The organism is Caballeronia sp. LZ029, assembly GCF_031451275.1.
GTDB classification, from domain to species: Bacteria; Pseudomonadota; Gammaproteobacteria; order Burkholderiales; family Burkholderiaceae; genus Caballeronia; species Caballeronia jiangsuensis.
In genome coordinates this window covers 36,944-57,685 of sequence record NZ_JARUXO010000004.1, presented here as the reverse complement: position 1 = coordinate 57,685, position 20,742 = coordinate 36,944, and the positions used below count along the sequence as shown (strand labels likewise).

The 20,742-nt window shown below is 63.7% G+C and carries 19 protein-coding genes; 10 read left to right on the top strand and 9 right to left on the bottom strand.

The features are described from left to right. The 6 genes from tkt to QCE73_RS26220 all read right to left on the bottom strand — a co-directional run bounded on the left by tkt (position 1) and on the right by QCE73_RS26220 (position 7,600). Positions 1–2,043, bottom strand: a complete 2,043-nt coding sequence (gene tkt, locus QCE73_RS26245; RefSeq protein WP_309884245.1) for a transketolase — start codon at positions 2,041–2,043, stop codon at positions 1–3. Between the two features lie 35 nt (positions 2,044–2,078). Next, positions 2,079–2,951, bottom strand: coding sequence for a phosphoribulokinase (locus QCE73_RS26240; protein ID WP_029672365.1), 873 nt, complete (start codon positions 2,949–2,951; stop codon positions 2,079–2,081). Between the two features lie 49 nt (positions 2,952–3,000). Next, positions 3,001–4,095 carry a class 1 fructose-bisphosphatase gene (locus QCE73_RS26235; protein WP_238217315.1) on the bottom strand — a complete coding sequence of 365 codons (1,095 nt, stop codon included), beginning with the start codon at positions 4,093–4,095 and terminating at the stop codon, positions 3,001–3,003. A gap of 17 nt (positions 4,096–4,112) precedes the next feature. After that, positions 4,113–5,030 carry a CbbX protein gene (gene cbbX / locus QCE73_RS26230; protein ID WP_238294028.1) on the bottom strand — a complete coding sequence of 306 codons (918 nt, stop codon included), beginning with the start codon at positions 5,028–5,030 and terminating at the stop codon, positions 4,113–4,115. Positions 5,031–5,045: 15 nt separating this feature from the next. Beyond that, positions 5,046–5,462 (bottom strand): ribulose bisphosphate carboxylase small subunit, encoded by a 417-nt coding sequence (locus QCE73_RS26225; RefSeq protein ID WP_029672368.1) that lies wholly within the window; start codon positions 5,460–5,462, stop codon positions 5,046–5,048. Between the two features lie 647 nt (positions 5,463–6,109). Next, positions 6,110–7,600 carry a form I ribulose bisphosphate carboxylase large subunit gene (locus tag QCE73_RS26220; RefSeq protein WP_309884244.1) on the bottom strand — a complete coding sequence of 497 codons (1,491 nt, stop codon included), beginning with the start codon at positions 7,598–7,600 and terminating at the stop codon, positions 6,110–6,112. Between the two features lie 391 nt (positions 7,601–7,991). Between QCE73_RS26220 and pqqA the strand changes: the two genes are divergently transcribed. The 3 genes from pqqA to QCE73_RS26205 all read left to right on the top strand — a co-directional run bounded on the left by pqqA (position 7,992) and on the right by QCE73_RS26205 (position 9,443). Next, positions 7,992–8,066 (top strand): pyrroloquinoline quinone precursor peptide PqqA, encoded by a 75-nt coding sequence (gene pqqA, locus QCE73_RS26215; protein WP_008354335.1) that lies wholly within the window; start codon positions 7,992–7,994, stop codon positions 8,064–8,066. 81 nt (positions 8,067–8,147) lie between these two features. Next, complete coding sequence (locus QCE73_RS26210) at positions 8,148–8,714, top strand: DUF447 domain-containing protein (RefSeq protein WP_035510836.1); 567 nt, start codon at positions 8,148–8,150, stop codon at positions 8,712–8,714. Between the two features lie 36 nt (positions 8,715–8,750). Further along, positions 8,751–9,443, top strand: coding sequence for a (5-formylfuran-3-yl)methyl phosphate synthase (locus tag QCE73_RS26205; protein WP_309884241.1), 693 nt, complete (start codon positions 8,751–8,753; stop codon positions 9,441–9,443). Between the two features lie 641 nt (positions 9,444–10,084). Here QCE73_RS26205 and QCE73_RS26200 read toward each other — a convergent pair. The 3 genes from QCE73_RS26200 to QCE73_RS26190 form a co-directional block, all read right to left on the bottom strand. Continuing rightward, positions 10,085–10,672 (bottom strand): aspartate kinase, encoded by a 588-nt coding sequence (locus QCE73_RS26200; RefSeq protein ID WP_035511892.1) that lies wholly within the window; start codon positions 10,670–10,672, stop codon positions 10,085–10,087. A gap of 84 nt (positions 10,673–10,756) precedes the next feature. Next, complete coding sequence (locus QCE73_RS26195) at positions 10,757–11,887, bottom strand: hydantoinase/oxoprolinase family protein (RefSeq protein WP_309884240.1); 1,131 nt, start codon at positions 11,885–11,887, stop codon at positions 10,757–10,759. Then, positions 11,884–12,924 carry an ATP-grasp domain-containing protein gene (locus QCE73_RS26190; protein WP_309884238.1) on the bottom strand — a complete coding sequence of 347 codons (1,041 nt, stop codon included), beginning with the start codon at positions 12,922–12,924 and terminating at the stop codon, positions 11,884–11,886. The genes QCE73_RS26195 and QCE73_RS26190 overlap by 4 nt, the downstream gene beginning before the upstream one ends. Positions 12,925–12,937: 13 nt before the next feature. On the opposite strand from QCE73_RS26190, the gene QCE73_RS26185 reads away from it, so the two are divergent. The 7 genes from QCE73_RS26185 (at position 12,938) to pqqB (ending at position 20,713) form a co-directional block, all read left to right on the top strand. Beyond that, on the top strand, positions 12,938–13,672 hold the full coding sequence (locus QCE73_RS26185) for a HisA/HisF-related TIM barrel protein (protein ID WP_309884237.1): 735 nt from the start codon (positions 12,938–12,940) through the stop codon (positions 13,670–13,672). 788 nt (positions 13,673–14,460) lie between these two features. Next, positions 14,461–15,723: a formylmethanofuran dehydrogenase gene (locus QCE73_RS26180; protein WP_309884236.1), complete on the top strand. Its 1,263-nt coding sequence runs from the start codon at positions 14,461–14,463 to the stop codon at positions 15,721–15,723. Next, positions 15,720–17,414 (top strand): formylmethanofuran dehydrogenase subunit A, encoded by a 1,695-nt coding sequence (locus QCE73_RS26175; protein WP_309884235.1) that lies wholly within the window; start codon positions 15,720–15,722, stop codon positions 17,412–17,414. The genes QCE73_RS26180 and QCE73_RS26175 overlap by 4 nt, the downstream gene beginning before the upstream one ends. A gap of 3 nt (positions 17,415–17,417) precedes the next feature. Next, a complete protein-coding gene (gene fhcD, locus QCE73_RS26170; protein ID WP_309884234.1) occupies positions 17,418–18,359 on the top strand; it encodes a formylmethanofuran--tetrahydromethanopterin N-formyltransferase in 942 nt (313 codons plus the stop codon). Beyond that, positions 18,356–19,177 carry a formylmethanofuran dehydrogenase subunit C gene (locus QCE73_RS26165; RefSeq protein ID WP_309884233.1) on the top strand — a complete coding sequence of 274 codons (822 nt, stop codon included), beginning with the start codon at positions 18,356–18,358 and terminating at the stop codon, positions 19,175–19,177. Before fhcD ends, QCE73_RS26165 begins: the two co-directional genes overlap by 4 nt. A gap of 46 nt (positions 19,178–19,223) precedes the next feature. After that, positions 19,224–19,796: a cytochrome b gene (locus QCE73_RS26160; RefSeq protein ID WP_309884232.1), complete on the top strand. Its 573-nt coding sequence runs from the start codon at positions 19,224–19,226 to the stop codon at positions 19,794–19,796. Then, positions 19,793–20,713, top strand: a complete 921-nt coding sequence (pqqB, locus tag QCE73_RS26155) for a pyrroloquinoline quinone biosynthesis protein PqqB (RefSeq protein ID WP_309884231.1) — start codon at positions 19,793–19,795, stop codon at positions 20,711–20,713. Before QCE73_RS26160 ends, pqqB begins: the two co-directional genes overlap by 4 nt. Positions 20,714–20,742 lie beyond the last annotated feature (29 nt).

The window sequence follows — 20,742 nt, the reverse complement described above, 5'->3', positions numbered from 1 at the left end:
TCAGGCCGCCACGCGGCGCGCTTCATCGACGAGCGCCGCGGTCGTCACGCCGAAGTGCGCGAACAATTCGCTCGCGGGCGCGGATTCGCCGAAGCGATCGATGCCGATCACGCCGCCTTTCAATCCGACGTACTGCCGCCAGAACGCCGTGACGCCCGCCTCGATGGCGACACGCGGCACGCCTTCGGGCATCACGCGTTCACGCCACACTTTGCACTGGCGATCGAACACGGTCGTCGATGGCATCGACACGACACGCGCGAGAATGCCCTCTTCCTTCAGCGGCTCGACGGCCGCGAGCGCAAGCGCCACTTCCGAGCCGGTCGCGATCAAGACGACGCGGCGCGCATCGCGTTCGCATGTCGATGGCCAGTCGAGAAGTACGTAGCCGCCGCGCTCGATGCCATCGATCTGCGCTTCATCGCGCTGCACGAAGGGCAGGTTCTGGCGCGACAGCAGTAGACACGAAGGCCGGTCGCGCTCGACCGCGCTCACCCATGCCTGCATCGTTTCGACCGTATCGCAGGGACGCCATACGTCGAGGCCCGGAATCATGCGCAGGGTCGCGGCATGTTCGATCGGCTGATGCGTCGGACCGTCTTCGCCAAGGCCGATCGAATCGTGCGTAAAGACGAACACCACGCGTGCTTTCATGAGCGCGGCCATACGCAGCGCGTTGCGCGAGTAGTCGGAAAACGTGAGGAAGGTTCCGCCGAACGGCAGATAGCCGCGATGCAGCGCGACGCCGTTCAGCACCGCACTCATGCCGAACTCGCGCACGCCAAAGCGGATGTAGTTGCCCTTCTCGGGCGCTGCGCTCACATCCACCGCATCCTTCCAGCGGGTGAGATTCGATCCGGTCAGATCGGCCGAGCCGCCCAGCAGTTCGGGCAACGCGCGCGCAAGGCCTTCGATTGCGAGTTGCGATGCCTTGCGCGTCGCGATTGTTTGCCGCGCGCGATCCGCATCGCGCACGAGCGCATGCGCCATATCACGCCAGTTCGCGGGCAGCGCGCCGCGCACACGACGCTCGAACTCGGCGGCCTCATCCGGAGACACACGACGATACGCGTCCATGCGGCGATTCCACGCTTCCTGCGCGGTCGCGCCCGCCTCGCGGGCGTCCCAAAGCGCGCGAACCGATGACGGAATCTCGAAGGGCGCATGCGTCAAGTCGAGCGCGCGGCGCGTCGCTTCGACTTCGTCGGCGGGAAGCGGCGCGCCGTGCACGTCGTGCGTGCCGGCCATGCTGGGCGCGCCCAGGCCGATCACCGTCTTGCAGCAGATCAAGGTCGGACGATCCGACTCGCGCGCTTCCTGCAACGCGCGCGACACGTCTTCGACATCGTGGCCATCGACCGCGCGCACGACTTGCCAGCCGTACGATTCGAAGCGCTTCGGGGTGTCGTCGGTGAACCAGCCATCGACATGGCCATCGATCGAAATGCCGTTGTCGTCATAGAGCACGGTGAGCTTGCCGAGCCGCAACGTGCCCGCGAGCGACGCCGCTTCATGCGACACGCCTTCCATCAGACAGCCATCGCCCACGAAAACATACGTGCGATGATCGACGATCTCATGCCCCGGCCGATTGAATTCGCGCGCGAGCAGAGCCTCGGCGAGCGCCATGCCGACCGCATTCGTCAGGCCCTGACCGAGCGGCCCGGTCGTCGTTTCGACGCCGGGCGTCACGCCCACTTCAGGATGCCCCGGCGTCTTGCTGCCCATCTGGCGAAAGCGCCTGATCTCGTCGATGGACAAGTCATAGCCGCTCAGATGCAGCAGCGCATAGAGCAGCATCGAGCCATGACCGTTCGACAGCACGAAGCGGTCGCGATCCGGCCAGTCCGGATCGGCGGGATTGTGCTTCAGATGACGCGCCCACAGCGCGACCGCGATCTCCGCCATGCCCATCGGCATGCCGGGATGCCCGGAGTTCGCCTGGCTCACGGCATCGACGGCGAGCATGCGCAGCGCATTCGCCATCTGTCGCGTATCGGGTGAGCGATGAAGTCTGGGCAAAGCTTCAGCGACGGCATTCATGAGATGCCTCCTTTGATACAAGATGAGAAATCTTTCTAGGCGCGCGCGCGTCGGTCGCGTAGTTGCAGAATCATCGGCGTGAAGATGAGCTGCATCGCGAGACCCATCTTGCCGCCGGGCACGACGATCACATTCGGCCGCGACATGAACGAGTCGTGCAGCATCGTCAGCAGATAGGGAAAGTCGATGCCCTTCGGCTTCGCGAAGCGGATCACGACGAAGCTCTCGTCAGGCTGCGGAATCTCGCGCGCGGTGAACGGGTTCGACGTATCCACGGTCGGCACGCGCTGAAAATTCACATGCGTGCGCGAGAACTGCGGACAGATGTAGTTCACGTAATCGGGCATGCGGCGCAGGATCGTATCGACTACGGCCTCGTGCGAATAACCGCGCATCGTCTGGTCGCGATGCAGCTTCTGAATCCATTCGAGATTGATGATCGGCACGACGCCGACGAGCAGATCCGCATGGCGCGCGATATCGACCTTGTCGGTGACGGCGCCGCCGTGCAGGCCCTCGTAGAACATCATGTCGGTGCCTGGCGTGACGTCCTCCCACGGCGTGAAGGTGCCCGCGTCCTGTTTGTACTGCGCGCCTTCGCCTTCATCGTGCACGTAGTGGCGAAACTGGCCGCCGCCCGTGCGGCCGTAGGTATCGAACAAGGATTCGAGTTCTTCGAGCAGATTCGCTTCCGGCCCGAAGTGGCTGAAATTGACGCGGCCGTCGCGCTCGCTCTGCTTCATCGCTTCGCGCATGCCGAGACGATCGTAACGATGAAACGCATCGCCTTCGACGATCTGCGCATTGATTTTTTCGCGCCTGAAGATATGCGTGAAGCTCTTCATGACGGTGGTGGTGCCGGCGCCGCTGGAGCCGGTCACCGCGACGATCGGATGCTTGACTGACATGCGCTGCCTCCCTGGTGTTTATGTAATGAGCGCTGTTTCAGATGCGTTTCTACGCTTCCGTCTCCGGCAGGAACAATGAACGTTCCTTGAACAGCGGCGACGTGAACGGCTTGTCCTCGCCGCGATCGTATTCGCCGTGATAGCGCTGAATGCGTTCGACTTCATTGCGCGAGCCGAGAATCACCGGCACGCGCTGATGCAATGCTTCGGGTTCGACATCGAGAATGCGCTCGCGTCCCGTGATCGACAGCCCGCCCGCCTGCTCGACGATGAAGCTCATCGGGCTCGCTTCGTAGAGCAGACGCAGGCGTCCTTCCATCTCGGGCGTCTTGAAGTCGCGCGGGTACATGAACACGCCGCCGCGCATGAGGATGCGATGCACTTCCGCGACCATCGACGCGATCCATCGCATGTTGAAGTCCTGCGCGCGGCAACCCGTGCGGCCATCCTTGCATTCCTGCACGTAGCGGCGCACGGGCGGTTCCCAGAAGCGCTCGTTCGAAGCGTTGATCGCGAACTCGCACGAATCCTCGGGAATGCGGATATCGGAATGCGTGAGCACGAAATTGCCGACATCGCGTTCCAGCGTGAAACCGTGCGTGCCGTTGCCGACGGAGAGCACGAGCATCGTCGATGGTCCGTAGATCGCATAGCCCGCCGCGACCTGTTCGCGTCCGGGGCGCAGAAACGATGCGTCGTCCGGCGGGCCGCTTTCATCGCCGACGCGTCTGAGCACGGAGAAGATCGAGCCGACCACGCCGTTGATATCGATGTTCGACGAGCCATCGAGCGGATCGAACGCGAGCAGATACTCGCCGCGCGGATACGGCTCGGGAATCGCATAGACGCGCTCCATCTCTTCCGACACCATGCCCGCGAGCAGACCGTCCCACTCGCAGTGTTGCAGGAAGATATCGTTGGTCACGAGGTCGAGCTTCTTCTGTTCCTCGCCATGCGTGTTGACCGATTGCGCCGAGCCGTGCTGTCCGCCCAGCGCGCCGCGCGTCAATGCGGCGGCGATCGTCTTGATCGATGCGGCCACGTCGATGAGAAGCGCGGACAGGCCGCTCGCGGCTTCCGGACCCGGCTTGCGGTCCAGCGTGTCGATCAGGAACTTCGATAAGGTCGTGCGTCCATCCTGCATCGCGCTCTCCTTTTGCGTCATGAATCGGTGAACACACGGCTCGCGCGGATATCGCTCGCGTCGAGTTGCATCAATGCATCGGCGTCGGCGATGGCGCTGCCGTTTTCGGCGGCGGCGAACAGACGATTCGCCTGACGCAGGCGGGCGCGATCCAGCGCATTGCGCACCGAGCGCGCGTTGGCGAAGTTCGGCTGTCTGATGCGATGCGCGAGATACGCTTCGAAGGCGCGGCGCGCGTCTTCGTCGAAGCGATAGTGCATGTCGGTCAGCATGTGCTCGGCGATTTGCAGGAGTTCGTCGGGCGCATAGTCCGGAAATACGAGGTGATGCGCGATGCGCGAGCGGAAGCCCGGATTGCTGTGAAAGAACGTTTCCATGCGCGACTCGTATCCCGCGAGAATCACGACGAGATCGTCGCGCTGGTTCTCCATCGTCTGCAGCAGTATTTCAATGGCTTCCTGCCCGTAATCGCGCTCGTTCTCCGGGCGATACAGGTAGTAGGCCTCGTCGATGAAGAGCACGCCGCCCATCGCACGCTTGAGCACTTCGCGGGTTTTGGGCGCGGTATGGCCGATGTACTGGCCGACCAGATCGTCGCGCGTCACCGAAACGAGATGATTGCGCCGGATATAGCCGAGCCGATGCAGCACCTGTGCCATGCGCAGCGCAACCGTGGTTTTGCCGGTGCCGGGATTGCCCGAGAAGCACATGTGCAGCGTGGGCGCACCCGATGCGATACCGAGCGTCTTGCGGGCGCGCTCGACGAGCAGATGCGCGGCGATCTCGCGGATGCGCGTCTTGACGGGCGCGAGGCCGATGAGATCGCGATCCAGTTCCGCCAGCACTTCGCCGATGCGCGATTCGCGGTAGAGCGCCATCAGGTCGGCTGTGGTTTGAAGCGGCGCTTCTTCTTCGAGCGTGGCTGCGGCGCTCATGATGTCTTCTCCTCATCAATAGCGCTCGCCGCTCGGGCGATCGGTTGCGTAGGTGCGGATTGCGTAGCGCTGGACGCGGTTTTTGTCGTCCTGGCGTTCGAGGCGGAAGCCTCGTTCTTGCTCGGGGCGGTTCACCATGAACGACAGACGCATCGTTTCGAAACCGCGCACCGAGTCGAAGGCATTCACCTTGATGTAGTGGTTCGGATACGTTTTGCGGCATTCGTTTACTTCCATCAGCACGCCGGCGGCATCGCGGAGGTCGAACATCGGTAAGCCCCACATTTCCCAATACGTGTTGCGGGGATGGGGATCGTCGGTGTATTCCACTGAGCATGACCAGCCCTGGTCTAGGGCGTAGTTGATTTGTTTGGAGATTTCCTCGTCCGTAAGCGGGGGCAGGAAGGAGAATGTTCCTTGGGTTATGTTCATTTCGGCATCCTTATCGTTTGCTTATGCGTTTGTAGAATCCTGATTTCGTGTCGGTCTATTAGCACTTCCCCTCCCCGGGGCGGGGGTCACTTTCTTTGCTGCTGCAAAGAAAGTAACCAAAGAAACAGCTATCCCCAGCCTAAGCACTTCACACCGGCCGCGGCACAGACGATTGGCTGAATGGCCCGGCAGTAGCGAGTGCCCTCGTAGGTCTCGCGGGGCTTGGACCGCGCACGGTCTGACTCATCGCGCCGCCTGCTTCACTGGTTCAGCACCAAATAGCTCCGGCCCGCTTCGCGGCCGATGGGTCAATCGGGTTTGCACATGCTCCTTCTTCGTCGGTTTCCTTCGCATACCCCACGGCAGCGCGAAGCGCTGTGCCGAAGCTATTTAGTGCTGAACCAGCGCGCTAAAACTTCTAGCGCGTCAGACCGTGCGCGATCCAAGCCCGAGCGGGCCTGTGAGGGCGACACTTAGGCGAGTGCCGCCTGCGGCTGGCAAGCATGGCCAACGTGCGTGTGACCGCGGGCTTAAACGAGCTGCTTTCTTTGGTTACTTTCTTTGCAGCAGCAAAGAAAGTGACTGCCGCCCCGCACAGGGGCAGTGCTAATAGACCGACACGAACACGGGATCCAGCGACAAAAAACCTAAGCCACCGAAGCAGTAACAGCAAAATCCGGCGTATCCGTCGAAGCATAGTTGAAGGTCACATCGCGCCAGGTATCGAGCGCCTGCTTCAACGGTGTACACCCCCGCGCCGCGGCCTCAAGAATCTCCGGCCCTTCATTAGCAATATCGCGCCCTTCATTCCGCGCCTTCACCATCGCTTCGAGCGCAACGCGATTGGCCGTCGCACCGGCCTGAATACCCTGCGGATGCCCGATCGTGCCGCCGCCGAATTGCAGAATGCAGTCATCGCCGAAGAGATCGAGCAGTTGATGCATCTGTCCAGCGTGAATACCCCCCGATGCAACCGGCATCACCTTGCGCAAACCCGCCCACGGTTGATCGAAGAAAATCCCGCGCGACAGATCCGGCTCGTTGCGCGCGTCGCGGCACACGTTGTAATAGCCCTGCACCGACAATGGATCGCCTTCCAGCTTGCCCACCGCCGTGCCCGCATGCGCATGATCCACGCCGGCCATGCGCAGCCACTTCGCGATCACGCGAAACGAAATGCCGTGATTGCGCTGCCGCGTGTACGTGCCATGCCCCGCGCGATGCAGATGCAGGATCATGTCGTTGCGACGCGCCCATTTCGACATCGACTGAATCGCGGTCCAGCCGATCACCAGATCGATCATCACGATGCACGAGCCCAGTTCCTTGGCGAATTCGGCGCGCTCGTACATGTCTTCCATCGTGCCGGCCGTCACATTCAGGTAATGGCCCTTCACCTCACCGGTTTCGGCCTGCGCGCGATTCACGGCTTCGATCGCAAAGAGATAGCGGTCGCGCCAGTGCATGAAGGCCTGCGAGTTGATGTTCTCGTCGTCCTTCAGAAAGTCGAGACCGCCTTTCAGTCCTTCATACACGACACGTCCATAGTTCTTGCCGGATAAGCCGAGCTTCGGCTTCACGGTCGCGCCGAGCAGCGGCCGCCCGTATTTATCGAGCCGCTCACGTTCGACGATGATGCCCGTCGGCGGCCCCTGGAACGTCTTCAGATACGCAACCGGAATGCGCATGTCCTCCAGACGCAGCGCCTTCAGCGGCTTGAAGCCGAACACATTGCCGATGATGGACGCCGTCAGGTTCGCAACCGATCCTTCCTCGAAGAGATCCAGCTCGTAGGCGATGTACGCGAAGTACTGCGGCTCGTCGGCGCGTGCGTTCGGCACGGGTTCGACGCGATACGCCTTCGCGCGATACATGTCGCACGCGGTGAGGCGATCGGTCCACACGACGGTCCACGTCGCCGTCGACGATTCCCCCGCGACGGCGGCGGCCGCTTCCTCCGGCTCGACGCCCGCTTGCGGCGTGATGCGAAAGAGCGCGATCACGTCCGTCTCCTTCGGCGTGTAGTCGGGCTGCCAGTAGCCCATCTCGCGATACTTCATGACGCCGGCCGCATAGCGCGAGCGCGGATCGGACGGATTGCGCGCCGCCTCGACGGCGGCCTTGCTGAAGTCGTTCATTCCGTTTCCTCGACAGTGAGATGAGAGTGACGTGCGCCCCGATGTCTGAAGCGACCGTCGCGCTTGTGTTGCCCGCTGTGATTCCAGACTACGCACTGACCGAGAGGAAAGGAAGTCACGAATAACTTGCCGGACCATAAGCGATGCCTTAGTCGGGATTAGCCCTGATGCGTTTGTGGCTGCGCGAGTGGGACACTTTGTTCTGATTTCGTCACAGTCGGCGCTCACGATGAGCGAGCCGCGTTCTTCGGCATCCGCTTCATGCCATTGGCATGACGCTTGCATCGTCGAAGTGCCGGCCCCCTCCCGGCCGCCTGGCGGATTCGTCCGCATCGGCAAATCATTGAAGCGGTAACCGAGGCATCCACTCGACTCACATGGAGGAACGCGCATGCAATGGACCACGCCAAGCTTCACCGATATGCGTTTTGGTTTTGAAATCACGATGTATATCGCCACCCGCTAAACGCGGATCAAACCCGCACGAAGCCGCGCCGAAGCGTTTCGCGGTCATTTCGTGCGGCTTCGAAGACTTTCGCCGACCATCATGATTTACGAGACCATCGTCACGACCGCGGATCGCGATGGCCGGCCCCACATCGCGCCGATGGGCGTGCGCTTCGAGGACGGTTTCGCGATCCTCGCGCCGTTCCGACCATCGACGACGCTCGACAACGTCATCGCGACGCAGAGCGCCGTCATCAACTTCACGACGGACGTGCGTGTGTTCGCGGGCTGCGTGACGGGCTATGCGCGCGACTGGCCGACGCTCGCCGCGGACACGGTGCCGAGCGTGCGGCTCGCATCCACGCTTGCGCATACCGAGCTGCGTCTCGCTGAACTTGTCGAAGATGAAACACGTCCGACGCTGCGCATGGCATGCGTGCATCGCGCGACGCACGCACCGTTTGCGGGCTTCAATCGCGCGCAGGCCGCTGTCGTCGAAGGCGCGATTCTGGTGAGCCGGCTCTTCATGCTGCCATCGGAGAAAGTGGACAGCGAGATTGCATATCTGAAGATCGCGATCGACAAGACCGCCGGCGATGTCGAGCGTGAAGCATGGCAATGGCTCTTGCGGGCAATCGAGGCGCATCGCGCCAAAGCGCTGACCTGAAGCGTCTTCCGTGGCATTTCCCTTGGAGTTTTGACGATGACCGCATTGCTCGCGAGCGTCCGCTCGGCCGACGAAGCATTCGATGCCGCCGACGCCGGCGCGGAACTGATCGACCTGAAGGAACCGGACGCGGGCGCGCTGGGCGGCGTGGTGATCGACGATATTGCGCATATCGTGCGGGCGTTGCGCGCGCGCTATGCGGTGCGGCCGATCAGCGCGACGATCGGCGACTTGCCCAACGATGCGCTCGACGAGATGACCGCCCGCGTGCTCGATGTCGCGGCGGCGGGTGTCGATTATGTGAAGGTCGGGGTGACGCCCGGTGCTGGGGCTTCCGCCTGCTTGCGGCATCTGGCGAGCCTGCCGGCGGCGGTGGTGCCGGTGTTGCTGTCCGATGACGGCGTGGATCGTGAGCTGGCCGCGCTGGCGGTTCAATTGGGCTTCGTCGGTATCGTGTTCGATACGGCGAGCAAGAACGGACGCACGTTGTTCGATTGCGTCGATGTGGGCGTGCTGGCTTCATGCATCGTCGATGCGCGCGCTCGCGGGACGATGATTGCGGTCGCTGGTTCTCTTGGCTGGGGCGATCTCGACAGGATTCGTAGGCTTGCGCCGGATATCGCCGGGTTTCGCGGGGCGCTGTGTGATGAGCGTCATGGGAGGGGGGGGCGGCTTGATCCCAGCCGCGTGGGGATGTGGGTTCGGGCTTTGCATGGTTTTGGGGGTTAGTTTTGGGGCGGGTTGTTTGGTTTGTCGCCGGATCCCGTTTTCTTTTTGGTCTATTAGCGTTGCCCCTGTGCGGGGCGGCAGTCACTTTCTTTGCTGCTGCAAAGAAAGTAACCAAAGAAACAGCTCGTTTAGGCCCGCGGTCACACGCACGTTGGCCACGCTTGCCAGCCGCAGGCGGCACTCGCCTAAGTGTCGCCCTCGAAGGACATACCGGGCTTGGATCGCGCACGGTCTGACGCGTCGCGCCACTTGCGTTACTGGTTCAGCACCAAATAGCTCCAGCCCGCTTCGCGGCCGAGGGGTCAATCGGGTGCGCGTGCGCTTCTTCCTCGACGGTTTCCCTCGCATACCCAACGGCAGCGCGCAGCGCTGTGCCGAAGCTATTTGGTGCTGAACCAGCGCGCTCAAACATTTGGGGCGGCAGACCGTGCGCGATCCAAGCCCGATTGGGCCTTCGAGGGCGACACTTAGGCGAGTGCCGCCTGCGCCTGGCAAGCATGGCCAAACTGCGTGTGACCGCGGGCGATGAGAAGCTGCTTTCTTTGGTTACTTTCTTTGCAGCAGCAAAGAAAGTGACCCCCGCCCCGGGGAGGGGCAGTGCTAATAGACCGACGTGATAACGGGATCCGGCGAAGAAAACCTCAAACCGCCACATTCAACAACCGATCCCTCATAACCGCCGCATCAGCCTTACTAAAAATCTCGACAATATAATTCGCATCCCGCACATAAGCAGGAAACCGCCGATCCACGATGCCCTTCGCGGCGAGCGACTCCAGCGGCGCATCCGCATCGACATCACACGACTTCACGATCATCAGCCGCTCGGCATTGAGCAACGTCGAAAGCCACGCGGCAAGACTATCCGAAGTGGTATCCCAGTTGGTCATCGAATCGGGCGTCGCGCGCATCAGATCGGTCGGTACCCACACCGCGACGCGCCCATCGCGCAATGCCCGCCGGATGCGATCCTCGTTCGACGCCAGTACCAGCTCCGGCACCACGCCCTGCATCAGAATCGCGTACTGCGCCATCGCGAGCAGGCACATGTTGTGGGCGGCGAGATCGTCGAACTGCCATTCGTGCTGATACTGCCGCACCGCGTCCGCAAAATCGCCGCCGCCCGGCACGATCACGACGCGCCCTCCGCCCACTTCCCAGAGCCGCGTCAGCCACTCGCGCAGCGCCGGGTCGTGGCTGAGGCTACCCCCGATCTTCACCACCCACATGTTCCTGTCCTCGTTCGATGATGCCGCCGGGCCACGCACCCGGTTTCGATACGCCGTCTTCGCTACGCTATATTTCGCACGCTATCACGCCGCGCGCGGCGATGCATCGTCGCGGGGACGGGCTTCGTTGCCTGCCGCGCCCTTCGCCGCCATCGACGCCAGCAGCGCGACCGCCACGCTCGGCGCGCACGTCGATACCCACTCGGCGCGCGTCGCGTCGTCATCCGCGACGCCCGCGAGCCGCGCGAAATCGATATAGCCGCGCGCCTCCTGCCGCGCCAGCGACGCCGCCAGAAAGCGCCCGCAGCCCGCACCGACAATCGGCGCAGCGGCCAGCGCCGCATCCCGCGCGATCACGCGCGCGAGATTCGTCTCCAGCGCGCGCAACTGCTCGTGCCGCCAGTTCTGCGCAAAGCGCCGCCATTCGGCATCGCTCGCATCGGCGGCGTCGCGGCCGATCATCCGCGCGATACGCGCACGGCTCGCGGCCTCCGTCTTCGGCCCATTGTCGGCGCTCGGATGCTGGTCGTGCTCGGGCCACAATTCGCCCGTCAGTCGATACACATCGGCCGTCGTCGCGAACCACTCGTTCATCACGCCGCTCGTCTCGCCGCGAAACGCAATGCGATGCGCGACCCCGCACAGCGGCGTGCGCACGATGCCCTGATAGACCAGTTCGCCGCTGATGAGCCGCTCGGCGTCGTTCGCGCCGCGCGCCACGACACGGCCGCCGACGATCGGGATGATGTCCGTCGTCGTGCTGCCGATATCGATGAGCACCGCGTCCGGCACGCACGTCGCGACCCATTGCGCGGTCGCGAGCCAGTTCGCCGACGCGACCTTGCGCCAGCCGTCCGCGCATGCCGAGCGCGCGAGCCAGCCGCCGTCGCCGGCGAAGAACATCGTGCGCGGGCCGAGCCGCTGCGCGAGCGTGCGCGTCAACGTGCGCACGCCCTCGGCGCGATCGGCGAAGAGATCGACCATTTCGCCCGTCATCGTGACGGCGTGACGCGCGGACGCATCGGCGGCGGCGGGCCAGCGCTCGAACATCGCGTCGATCACGCGTTCCAGATGCGGGATGCCCTGCCACAGCGGACACGCCCATTGCGCGACATCGGCGAGCACGCCCGCGCGAGTCGCCATCGACACCTTGACGTGCGCGCCGCCCACGTCCCAGCCGAACACCGGCGCATCCGCTGAAGTCGATGCCGTCATGACGCCGCTCCGCCGCACGCGCGCAGCAAACCGGCATCGCCGTCGAAACCGGGCACGCGATGCGCCGCGAGCAGTTCCGCCGCGAGATTCCGGCCGCCGCGCCGGCTCAACTCGGCATACGCGACCGTCAGACGCGGATTCACCTCGATCACGACCGGCCCGCGCTCCGGATGCCACACGACATCGATGCCCACGAAGCCGCGCAAACCCGGAAACGCTTCTGCGACGCGCAACGCGAGCCGTTCGAGCGCGCGCCCTTGCGGACCATGCCGGTCGATGCGATCGACATCGACGCCATCGAACTGCACGATGCGCGCGCGCCGTTCCGATCCCGCCGCATCCGACATACCGATGCGCTGACGATTGATGCTCACGAGCCGCGACAGCCGTTCGCGGCAAATCAGCGAAAGACTCAGCGGCTCGCCGTCGATCCATTCCTGCAGCACGGGATTGCGGCCCGCTTCCGCGCGTGCCGCGTATTCGTTGCGCGCGGCGGCGAGGTCGTCGTAGACGTAGGTGTCGAGGCCGCCCGCGCCGTCGTCGGGCTTGACGACCCAGCGCCGCCCGATTCCGGCGGACGCGTTCTCCGGTTCGAGCGCGGGCGTCGCCGGAATGCTGCGCGCGGCTAGACACGCGGCCGTCGCGCTCTTGCTCGATGCCGCTCGGATCGCTTCCTTCGCGCAGCCGAGCCAGCGCGCCTGGCCGACGGCGTCGTAAAGCTTGAGCAGCAAGCCGTCGCACTCCGGCGCGACGATGCAGGCATAGTCGTGCTCGCGCGCCACGCGGGCGACGAAGCGTATGACCGGCTCGCCGGGCTGCGCGCGCACGTAGCCTTGCGCGTCGTCGAACTGCTCGAAGCGCGAACTGGCGACGGTCACTTCGATGTCCGGCAGCGCGCGCAGATCGGCGGCGATGGCGTCGCGCATCACGCGGCCCTCGACGATCAGCGCGGAGAGATCGGCGAGGCTGCCTGCGCCCGCCGCGTCCGGATCGATGCCGCCGCCGGTGAGATACTCGAATACAAAGATCTTGGTCAAAGGAAAGCCATCCATGCAGGTGATACCCGTTCTCGATCTGCTCGACGGCCACGCGGTGCGCGCAGTGCGCGGCGAGCGTTCGCGTTATCGGCCGATCCAGTCCTCGTTGTGCGCCACGAGCGATCCGGTTGCGATCGCCCGTGCGCTCGTCGCCGCGACCGGCGCACGCACGTTGTACGTCGCCGATCTGGGCGCGATCCTGCAGCGCGGCTCGCACGACCATGCGCTCGCCGCGATTTGCGATGCCCTCGGCGAGGGCTTTCGCATCTGGCTCGACGCGGGCTTCACCGCGTTCGCGCCGATGCGTGCGCTCGTCGAACGTATCGCGCGGCTTGCGCGGTCCGCGTCGTCCGCCGCGATCGTGCCCGTGTTCGGCACTGAGACGCTCGTCGACATCGGCGCGGTCGCGGAGGCATCGGCTTGCGGTTTCGAGCCTATCCTTTCGCTCGACTATCGCGGCGGGCTCGCGCTCGGTTCGCTCCATGCCGAGAGTTCGTGGTGGCCGCCGCGTGTGATCGTGATGACGCTCGATCACGTCGGTGCTTATGCCGGGCCCGATCTCGATACCTTCGCCTCAGTGCGGGCGCTCTCCGGTGCGCGTGAACTGATCGGCGCAGGCGGTATCCGCAATGACGATGATCTCGCTCGGGCCGATGACAGCGGCGCACATGCGTGGCTCGTGGCCTCCGCGATTCACGATGGCACCGTGGGTCGGCGCGATGTGCATCGCGGAGCTTTCGGGCTATGAACTCAATATCTATGCCAAGGGGGTTGGGCTTTGATTGCGCTTGTAATCCTTTGGCAAGCACGTGTTGCATTCAGTGATGCATAGGTGACAGTGTGTTGCATTGCGGAGCAGTTTTTTTTGGGGCTTTTTTTTGGCTTCTCGCCGGATCCCGGTTTCGTGTCGGTCTATTAGCACTGCCCCTATGCGGGGCGGCAGTCACTTTCTTTGCTGCTGCAAAGAAAGTAACCAAAGAAACAGCTTTCCCCAGCCTAAGCACTTCACACCGGCCGCGGCACAGACGATTGGCTGAATGGCCCGGCACTAGCGAGTGCCCCCGCAAGCAGACAAGGGCTTGGACCGCGCACGGTCTGACTCATCGCACCACACAACAAACTGGTTCAGCACCAAATAGCTCCAGCCCGCTTCGCGGCCGAGGGGTCAATCGGGTGCGCGTGCGCTTCTTCCTCGATGGTTTCCCTCGCATACCCAACGGCAGCGCGTAGCGCTGTGCCGAAACTATTTGGTGCTGAACCAGCGCCCTAAAACAACTAGCGCGTCAGACCGTGCGCGAGCCAAGCCCGGTTGGTCCTTTGGGGGCGACACTTAGGCGAGGGCCACGGCGGGCTGGCAAGCATGGCCAAACTGCGTGTGACCGCGGGCGGTGAGAAGCTGCTTTCTTTGGTTACTTTCTTTGCAGCAGCAAAGAAAGTGACCCCCGCCCCGGGGAGGGGCAGTGCTAATAGACCGACACGAAACCGGGACCCAGCGAAAACCCAAAAACGGCATAGACCTTGCTTAGAAGCACGACCATGCCCGAGTCCTCAACAACACCGAACCCACAGGCCACAGCAAGAAACCCCTGGACCTGTCCGTTCTGCCCCATGCTATGCGACGACATAACGCTCGCACCAACCGCCGATCGACGGCTCGAAGCACCGTCCACCGCCTGCCCGCGGCTAAAAGCATCCCTTGCCAGCTACGGTCCGCAAGATGCAAACCGCAAACCCGCGCTCAACGGGCAAGACACCGACCTCGCGTCGGCGCTCGCTCATGCCACAGCGATCCTGTCGAACGCACATCGGCCGCTCTTCGGCGGCCTCACAACCGACGTGGCCGGCGCCCGCGCGCTCTATGAACTCGCCGCGCACTGCGGCGCGATCCTCGATCACCTCCACGGCGACACGCTCGCCGACAGCAACCGCGCGCTGCAAGATCGCGGTTCCTTCTTCACGACGCTCTCCGAAGTGCGCTCGCGCGCCGATCTCGTCATCGTGTTCGCGTGCGAGCCCTCGCGGCGCTATCCGCGCTTCTACGAACGCGCCATCCGCGAAGGCCGCGACGTAAGCGTCGTATTCGTCGGATGTGACATCGATAAAGCAGCAAACGCGCGCGCCGAATCGATCACGCCGAACACCGATCCCTTCGATACGCTCGCGCTCTGGTCCGCGCATGTCGAAGGCGCCCGCCCGATTCCAGTCGCGGAACTCGTCGCACTGACAGAGCGCATCGCAAAAGCGCAATACACCGCGTTCATCTACGAGCCTGCGACCCTGCCGACCAAACACGCCGCACTCGCGATCGAGGCGCTGCAACGCATCGTGAAGGCGATCAACCGCACCGCGCGCGCAGGCGCACTCGCGCTGACCGGCGACGACGGCGCCACATCCGTCAATCAGACGATCGCATGGCTCTCGGGCTTCCCGCCGCGCACGCGCGTCGCATACGGCCTGCCGCTCGATCACGACGCGCATCGCTATCGCACCGAAACGCTGCTGAACCGCGGCGAAATCGATGCGCTGCTCTGGGTATCGAGCTTCGCGCCCGAGCCGCTGCCCGCATCGCTCGACGACGACGTGCCCGCCATCATCCTCGGCCATCCCTCGACGCAACTGCCCGCGCGCAAAGGCCCGACCGTGTTCATTCCGGTCGCGACGCCCGGCATCGACAGCGGAGGTCATCTGTTTCGCGTCGATACATCCGTGGTCGTGCAGCTCTCCGCCGCACGCGATATCGCCTTGCCGACCGTCGCCGCGATCGCCTCGCAACTCACGCAGGCCCGGAGGCCGTCATGAGCCTCGCGCGTCTCAAGGGCGGCACGCTCTACGATCCGGCGAACGGCGTGAACGGCGAGAAGCGCGACATCTATATCCGCGATGGTCGCATCGTCGATCATGCGCAAGAAGAAAGCATCGAACACGATTTCGATGCGAGCGGCATGATCGTGATGGCGGGCGGCATCGACCTGCATTCGCATATCGGTGGCGGCAAGACGAATCTGTCGCGTCTGCTGCTGCCCGAAGATCATCGCGACGATCCGCGCGCCGTGCCCGATCGTCCGAACGAAGGCCGCTATATCCGCCTGCCTTCGTGCGGCGTGTGCGCGCCAGGCACACTCGCCGCAGGCTATCGATATGCGGAAATGGGCTACACGGCCGCGTTCGAACCGGCGATGATCGCGTCGAACGCGCGCCACGCGCATCTGGAAATGGGCGACACGCCGATCATCGATCACGGCGCCTACGTGATGATGGGCAACGACGAGCTATTTCTCCAGATGCTCGCCGCGAACGAAGACTTCGAGCGTTTGCGCGATTACGTCGGCTGGACGATCGATTCGAGCAAGGCGCTCGGCGTGAAGGTCGTGAATCCGGGCGGCATTTCAGCGTTCAAGTTCAATCAGCGCTCGCTCGATGTCGATGAAAAGCACGTGCACTATGGCATCACGCCGCGCGATGTATTGAAGACGCTCACGCGCGCGCTCACCGATCTGCGCGTGCCGCATCCGCTGCATGTCCACGCAAGCAATCTCGGCGTGCCGGGCAATATCGAATCGACGATCCGGACGATGGACGCAGCCGATGGCCTGCCCATTCATCTGACGCATATCCAGTTTCATAGCTACGGGACCGAAGGCCCGCGCAAGTTCTCGTCGGGCGCGCGGGCGATTGCCGAAGCGGTGAACGCGCGGCCCAATGTGACGATCGATGTCGGCCAGATCATCTTCGGTCAGACTGTCACGGCTTCCGGCGACACGATGATGCAGTTCAAGAACGCGCCGATGGCGCGCCCGCGCAAATGGGTGCTCGGCGATATCGAATGCGATGCGGGCTGCGGCGTCGTGCCGTTCAAGTATCGCGAACAGAGCTTCGTGAACGCGCTGCAATGGATCATCGGGCTGGAGATCTTTCTGCTCGTCGACGATCCGTGGCGCGTGTCGATGACCACCGATCATCCGAACGGCGCGCCCTTCACGAGTTATCCGCACCTGATCCGCCTGCTGATGGACAAGTCCTTTCGCGACGAGCAACTCGACAAGCTCCACGCCGAAGCGAAGACCGCGAGCGCGCTCGGTGAAATCACGCGCGAATTCTCGCTCTACGACATCGCGATCATCACGCGCGCCGGTCCCGCGAAACTGCTCGGTTTGAAGGATCGCGGTCATCTCGGCGCGGGCGCGGCGGCGGATATCGCCGTGTATCGCGACGATGCGGACCGCGAGCGCATGTTCACATCGCCCGCATACGTGTTCAAGGACGGCGAGCTGATCGCGCGCGACGGCACGCTGCTCGCCACGCCCACCGGCGGCATCCACTACGTGAGCCCGGAATACGACCGCGCGATCGAAAAGCGCGTGCGCGAATATGCACAGGCGAATCTGGCGACGCGCTTCGAAAACATCGCGATCGGTGACGACGAAATCTGCGCGTGCTGCAACGGCGGGCGGCTCTTGCCCGTCGCGTGCTTCGCGGCGAGCGGGAGTTGACGCATGCGCATCAACGACACGCTGATCGACGACACCTTCGCCGAAGCCTTCCCGATGAAGGCGACGCGCCTCGTCATCACCGCGCATACCTCGACGTGGGCGCGCCATGCGGCCAATTCGCTGACAGGCTTCGCCACGTCCGTCATCGATTGCGGCTGCGAGGCGGGCATCGAACGCGATCTGATGGGCGATGAAACGCCCGATGGCAGGCCGGGCGTCGCGGTGCTGATCTTCGCGATATCGTCGAAGGAATTGGCCAAGCAGATCGCGCGGCGCGTCGGGCAATGCGTGCTGACGTGCCCGACGACGGCGGTCTATGGCGGCATCGATCCCGCGACCACGCGCGCGCCGCTCTCCGACAACGCGCCGCTCGGCGCGGGGCTGCGTTTTTTCGGCGACGGCTATCAGATATCGAAAGTGCTCGACGGCACGCGTTACTGGCGCGTGCCCGTGATGGACGGCGAGTTCGTCTGCGAGGAATTCACCGCGACCGTGAAAGCGGTCGGCGGCGGCAATCTGCTCTTTCTCGCGCGCGATATCGACAGCGCATTGCATGCCGCCGAATCCGCCGTCGCCGCTATGCATCGTTTGCCGAACGTCATCACGCCGTTTCCGGGCGGCGTCGTGCGTTCGGGTTCGAAGATCGGCTCGAAGTACGCGGGCGCGACCGCATCGACGAACGATGCGTTCTGTCCGACGCTCGTCGGTTTGTCGAAGAAAAGCGAGCTGACGCCCGATGTCGCGTGCGTGCTCGAAATCGTGATCGACGGCTTGACCGACGCCGATGTCGGCGCCGCGATGACGGCCGGCATCGCCGCGGCCACGAAGATCGGCCGCGCGGGCGGCGTGCTGCGCGTTTCCGCGGGCAATTATGGCGGCAAGCTCGGGCCGTATCACTTCAAGCTGCATGAACTGTCGAAGGACATCGACGGGAGCCGCGCATGAACGCGATCACGTTGCGCGTAAAAAATGCGCCGGGCTTTCGCGTCGATGGGTCGAAATTGCTGCCTGTCGAACTTGCGGTTGCTTCGCGGACCGAATTGCCGCGCATCGTGCTGCAAGGCGCGGGCGAAACGTGCGCGCTCGGCGATCTCTTCGATATCGCGCTGATCGAGAACGAAGCGCCGTCGCTGACGATCGAAGGTGATGCGCACTGGCTCGATCGCATCGGCGCGAACATGACCGAAGGCACGCTCATGGTGCACGGCAACGCAGGCGATTACGCGGGCATAAAGATGTCCGGCGGCGAGTTGCACATACAAGGCGACGCAGGCGCTTTCGCCGCGTGCGAGATGCAGGGCGGCCGTCTCTCGATTCACGGCGACGCGGGCGATTTCGCGGCAGGCGCGTTGCCCGGCGACATGGAAGGCATGACGGGCGGCACGCTCACGATTCACGGCAACGCGGGCGCGCGTCTCGCGGACCGCATGCGGCGCGGTACGGTGCTCGTCGCGGGCGATGCGGGCGATTTCGCGGCGTCGCGGCTGATCGCGGGTTCGGTCTGCATCGGAGGAAAAGTGGGCGCACACTTGGGATACGGCATGCGGCGCGGCACGGTGTTGCTGACAAGCGCGCCATCTCGCATTCCGCCGACCTTCACCGAAGGCGGCCGCGGCTTCGACGTGTTCTGGTTGCTGTTCACCCGCATGCTCGCGCGTGAGATCGCGCCCTTTTCGACATTCGCCGGTCATGTGTTGCCGCGACGCTACGCCGGTGACCTCGCGGTGGATGGACGGGGGGAATTGCTGATCGCCAATTCATAGCCTGGAGATGAACAATGGATTGTTGGCCATTCATAGGAGAGATGCGATGAGCACCGCGCGGACATCCGCGACCTCGCGAGACGGCGGCATCGGCGCCGCGAGCGAGCGTTACGCACGCCCGATAATCGCGCTGCACTGGCTCATCGCGATCGCGATCATCGCGATGCTGTGCATCGGCTTCTATATGGTCGGCCTGCCGCGCGGGCTGCCGTTCAAATCGGACCTCGTCAACTTCCACAAGTCGCTTGGAATCACGGTTTTCCTGCTGGTGCTGATCCGCATCCTGGTACGCCTGGCTTATGGCCGGCCGCCTCTGCCGCCGATGCGAACGTGGCAACGCGCCGCCGCGAGCATTACGCAGGCTCTTTTATATGCAGGCATGGTGGCGATGCCGCTCACCGGTTATCTCGGCTCGTCGTTCAACAAGTTCGGCACCAAGCTCTGGGGCATCGCACTGCCGCAATGGGGCTGGGACGACAAGCAATTGCGGCAGATCTTTTTCGGCATTCACGAATATCTCGCGTGGATCATGGCCGCGCTGATCATCCTGCATTTTCTCGGCGCGATGAAGCATCAACTGATCGACCGCGACGGTCTCCTGCGGAGGATGCTGCCTTGAAAATACGCGTGCTCGGTTCATCGGCGGGCGGGGGCTTTCCGCAATGGAACTGCAACTGCCGCAATTGCGACGGCGTGCGGCGCGGCACCATTGCGGCGCGTGCGCGCACGCAGTCGTCCATTGCCGTTACCGATAACGGCGAGGACTGGCTGCTCGTCAACGCATCGCCGGACATTCTGGCGCAGATCGCGGCGAATCCCGAACTACAGCCCGCGCGCCGCGTACGCGACACGGGCATCGCGGCCGTCGTCACGATGGATGCGCAGATCGATCACGTGACGGGCCTCCTGATGCTGCGCGAGCGCGGCACGCCCTTGCCGCTCTACACGACCGACGCCGTGTGGCAGGACCTCTCGACAGGCTTTCCGCTCACGTCGATTCTTTCGCATTACTGCGGCGTGGAGCACAGGCGCATCGCGCTCGACGGCGCATCGTTCTCCGTGCCCGAGCTGCCGCGCGTGAGCATCGACGCATTGCCTCTGTCGAGCAAGGCGCCGCCTTATTCGCCGCATCGCGATGCACCGGAAACGGGCGACAACATCGGCCTGATGTTCACGAATACCGCGACCAGCAAGCGCGCATTCTATGCACCGGGTCTCGGCGCACTGGAACCGCACGTGCTCGATGCGATGCGCGAGGCGGACCTGCTGCTCGTCGATGGCACCGTGTGGACCGACGACGAAATGATCGCGCTGAAGCTCACGAAGAAGACCGGCAAGGACATGGGCCACCTCGCGCAAAGCGGCGCGGGCGGCATGATCGAAGTGCTGGATTCGATCGATCGCGCGGACGTGCGCAAGGTGCTGATCCATATCAACAACACGAATCCGATCCTCATCGAGGATGGACCCGAACGACGCGTTCTGTCGGAGCACGGCATCGAAGTCGCGCACGACGGCATGACCTTCGAGCTATGACATTCGCACCGGATACTGGAGACCGCCCG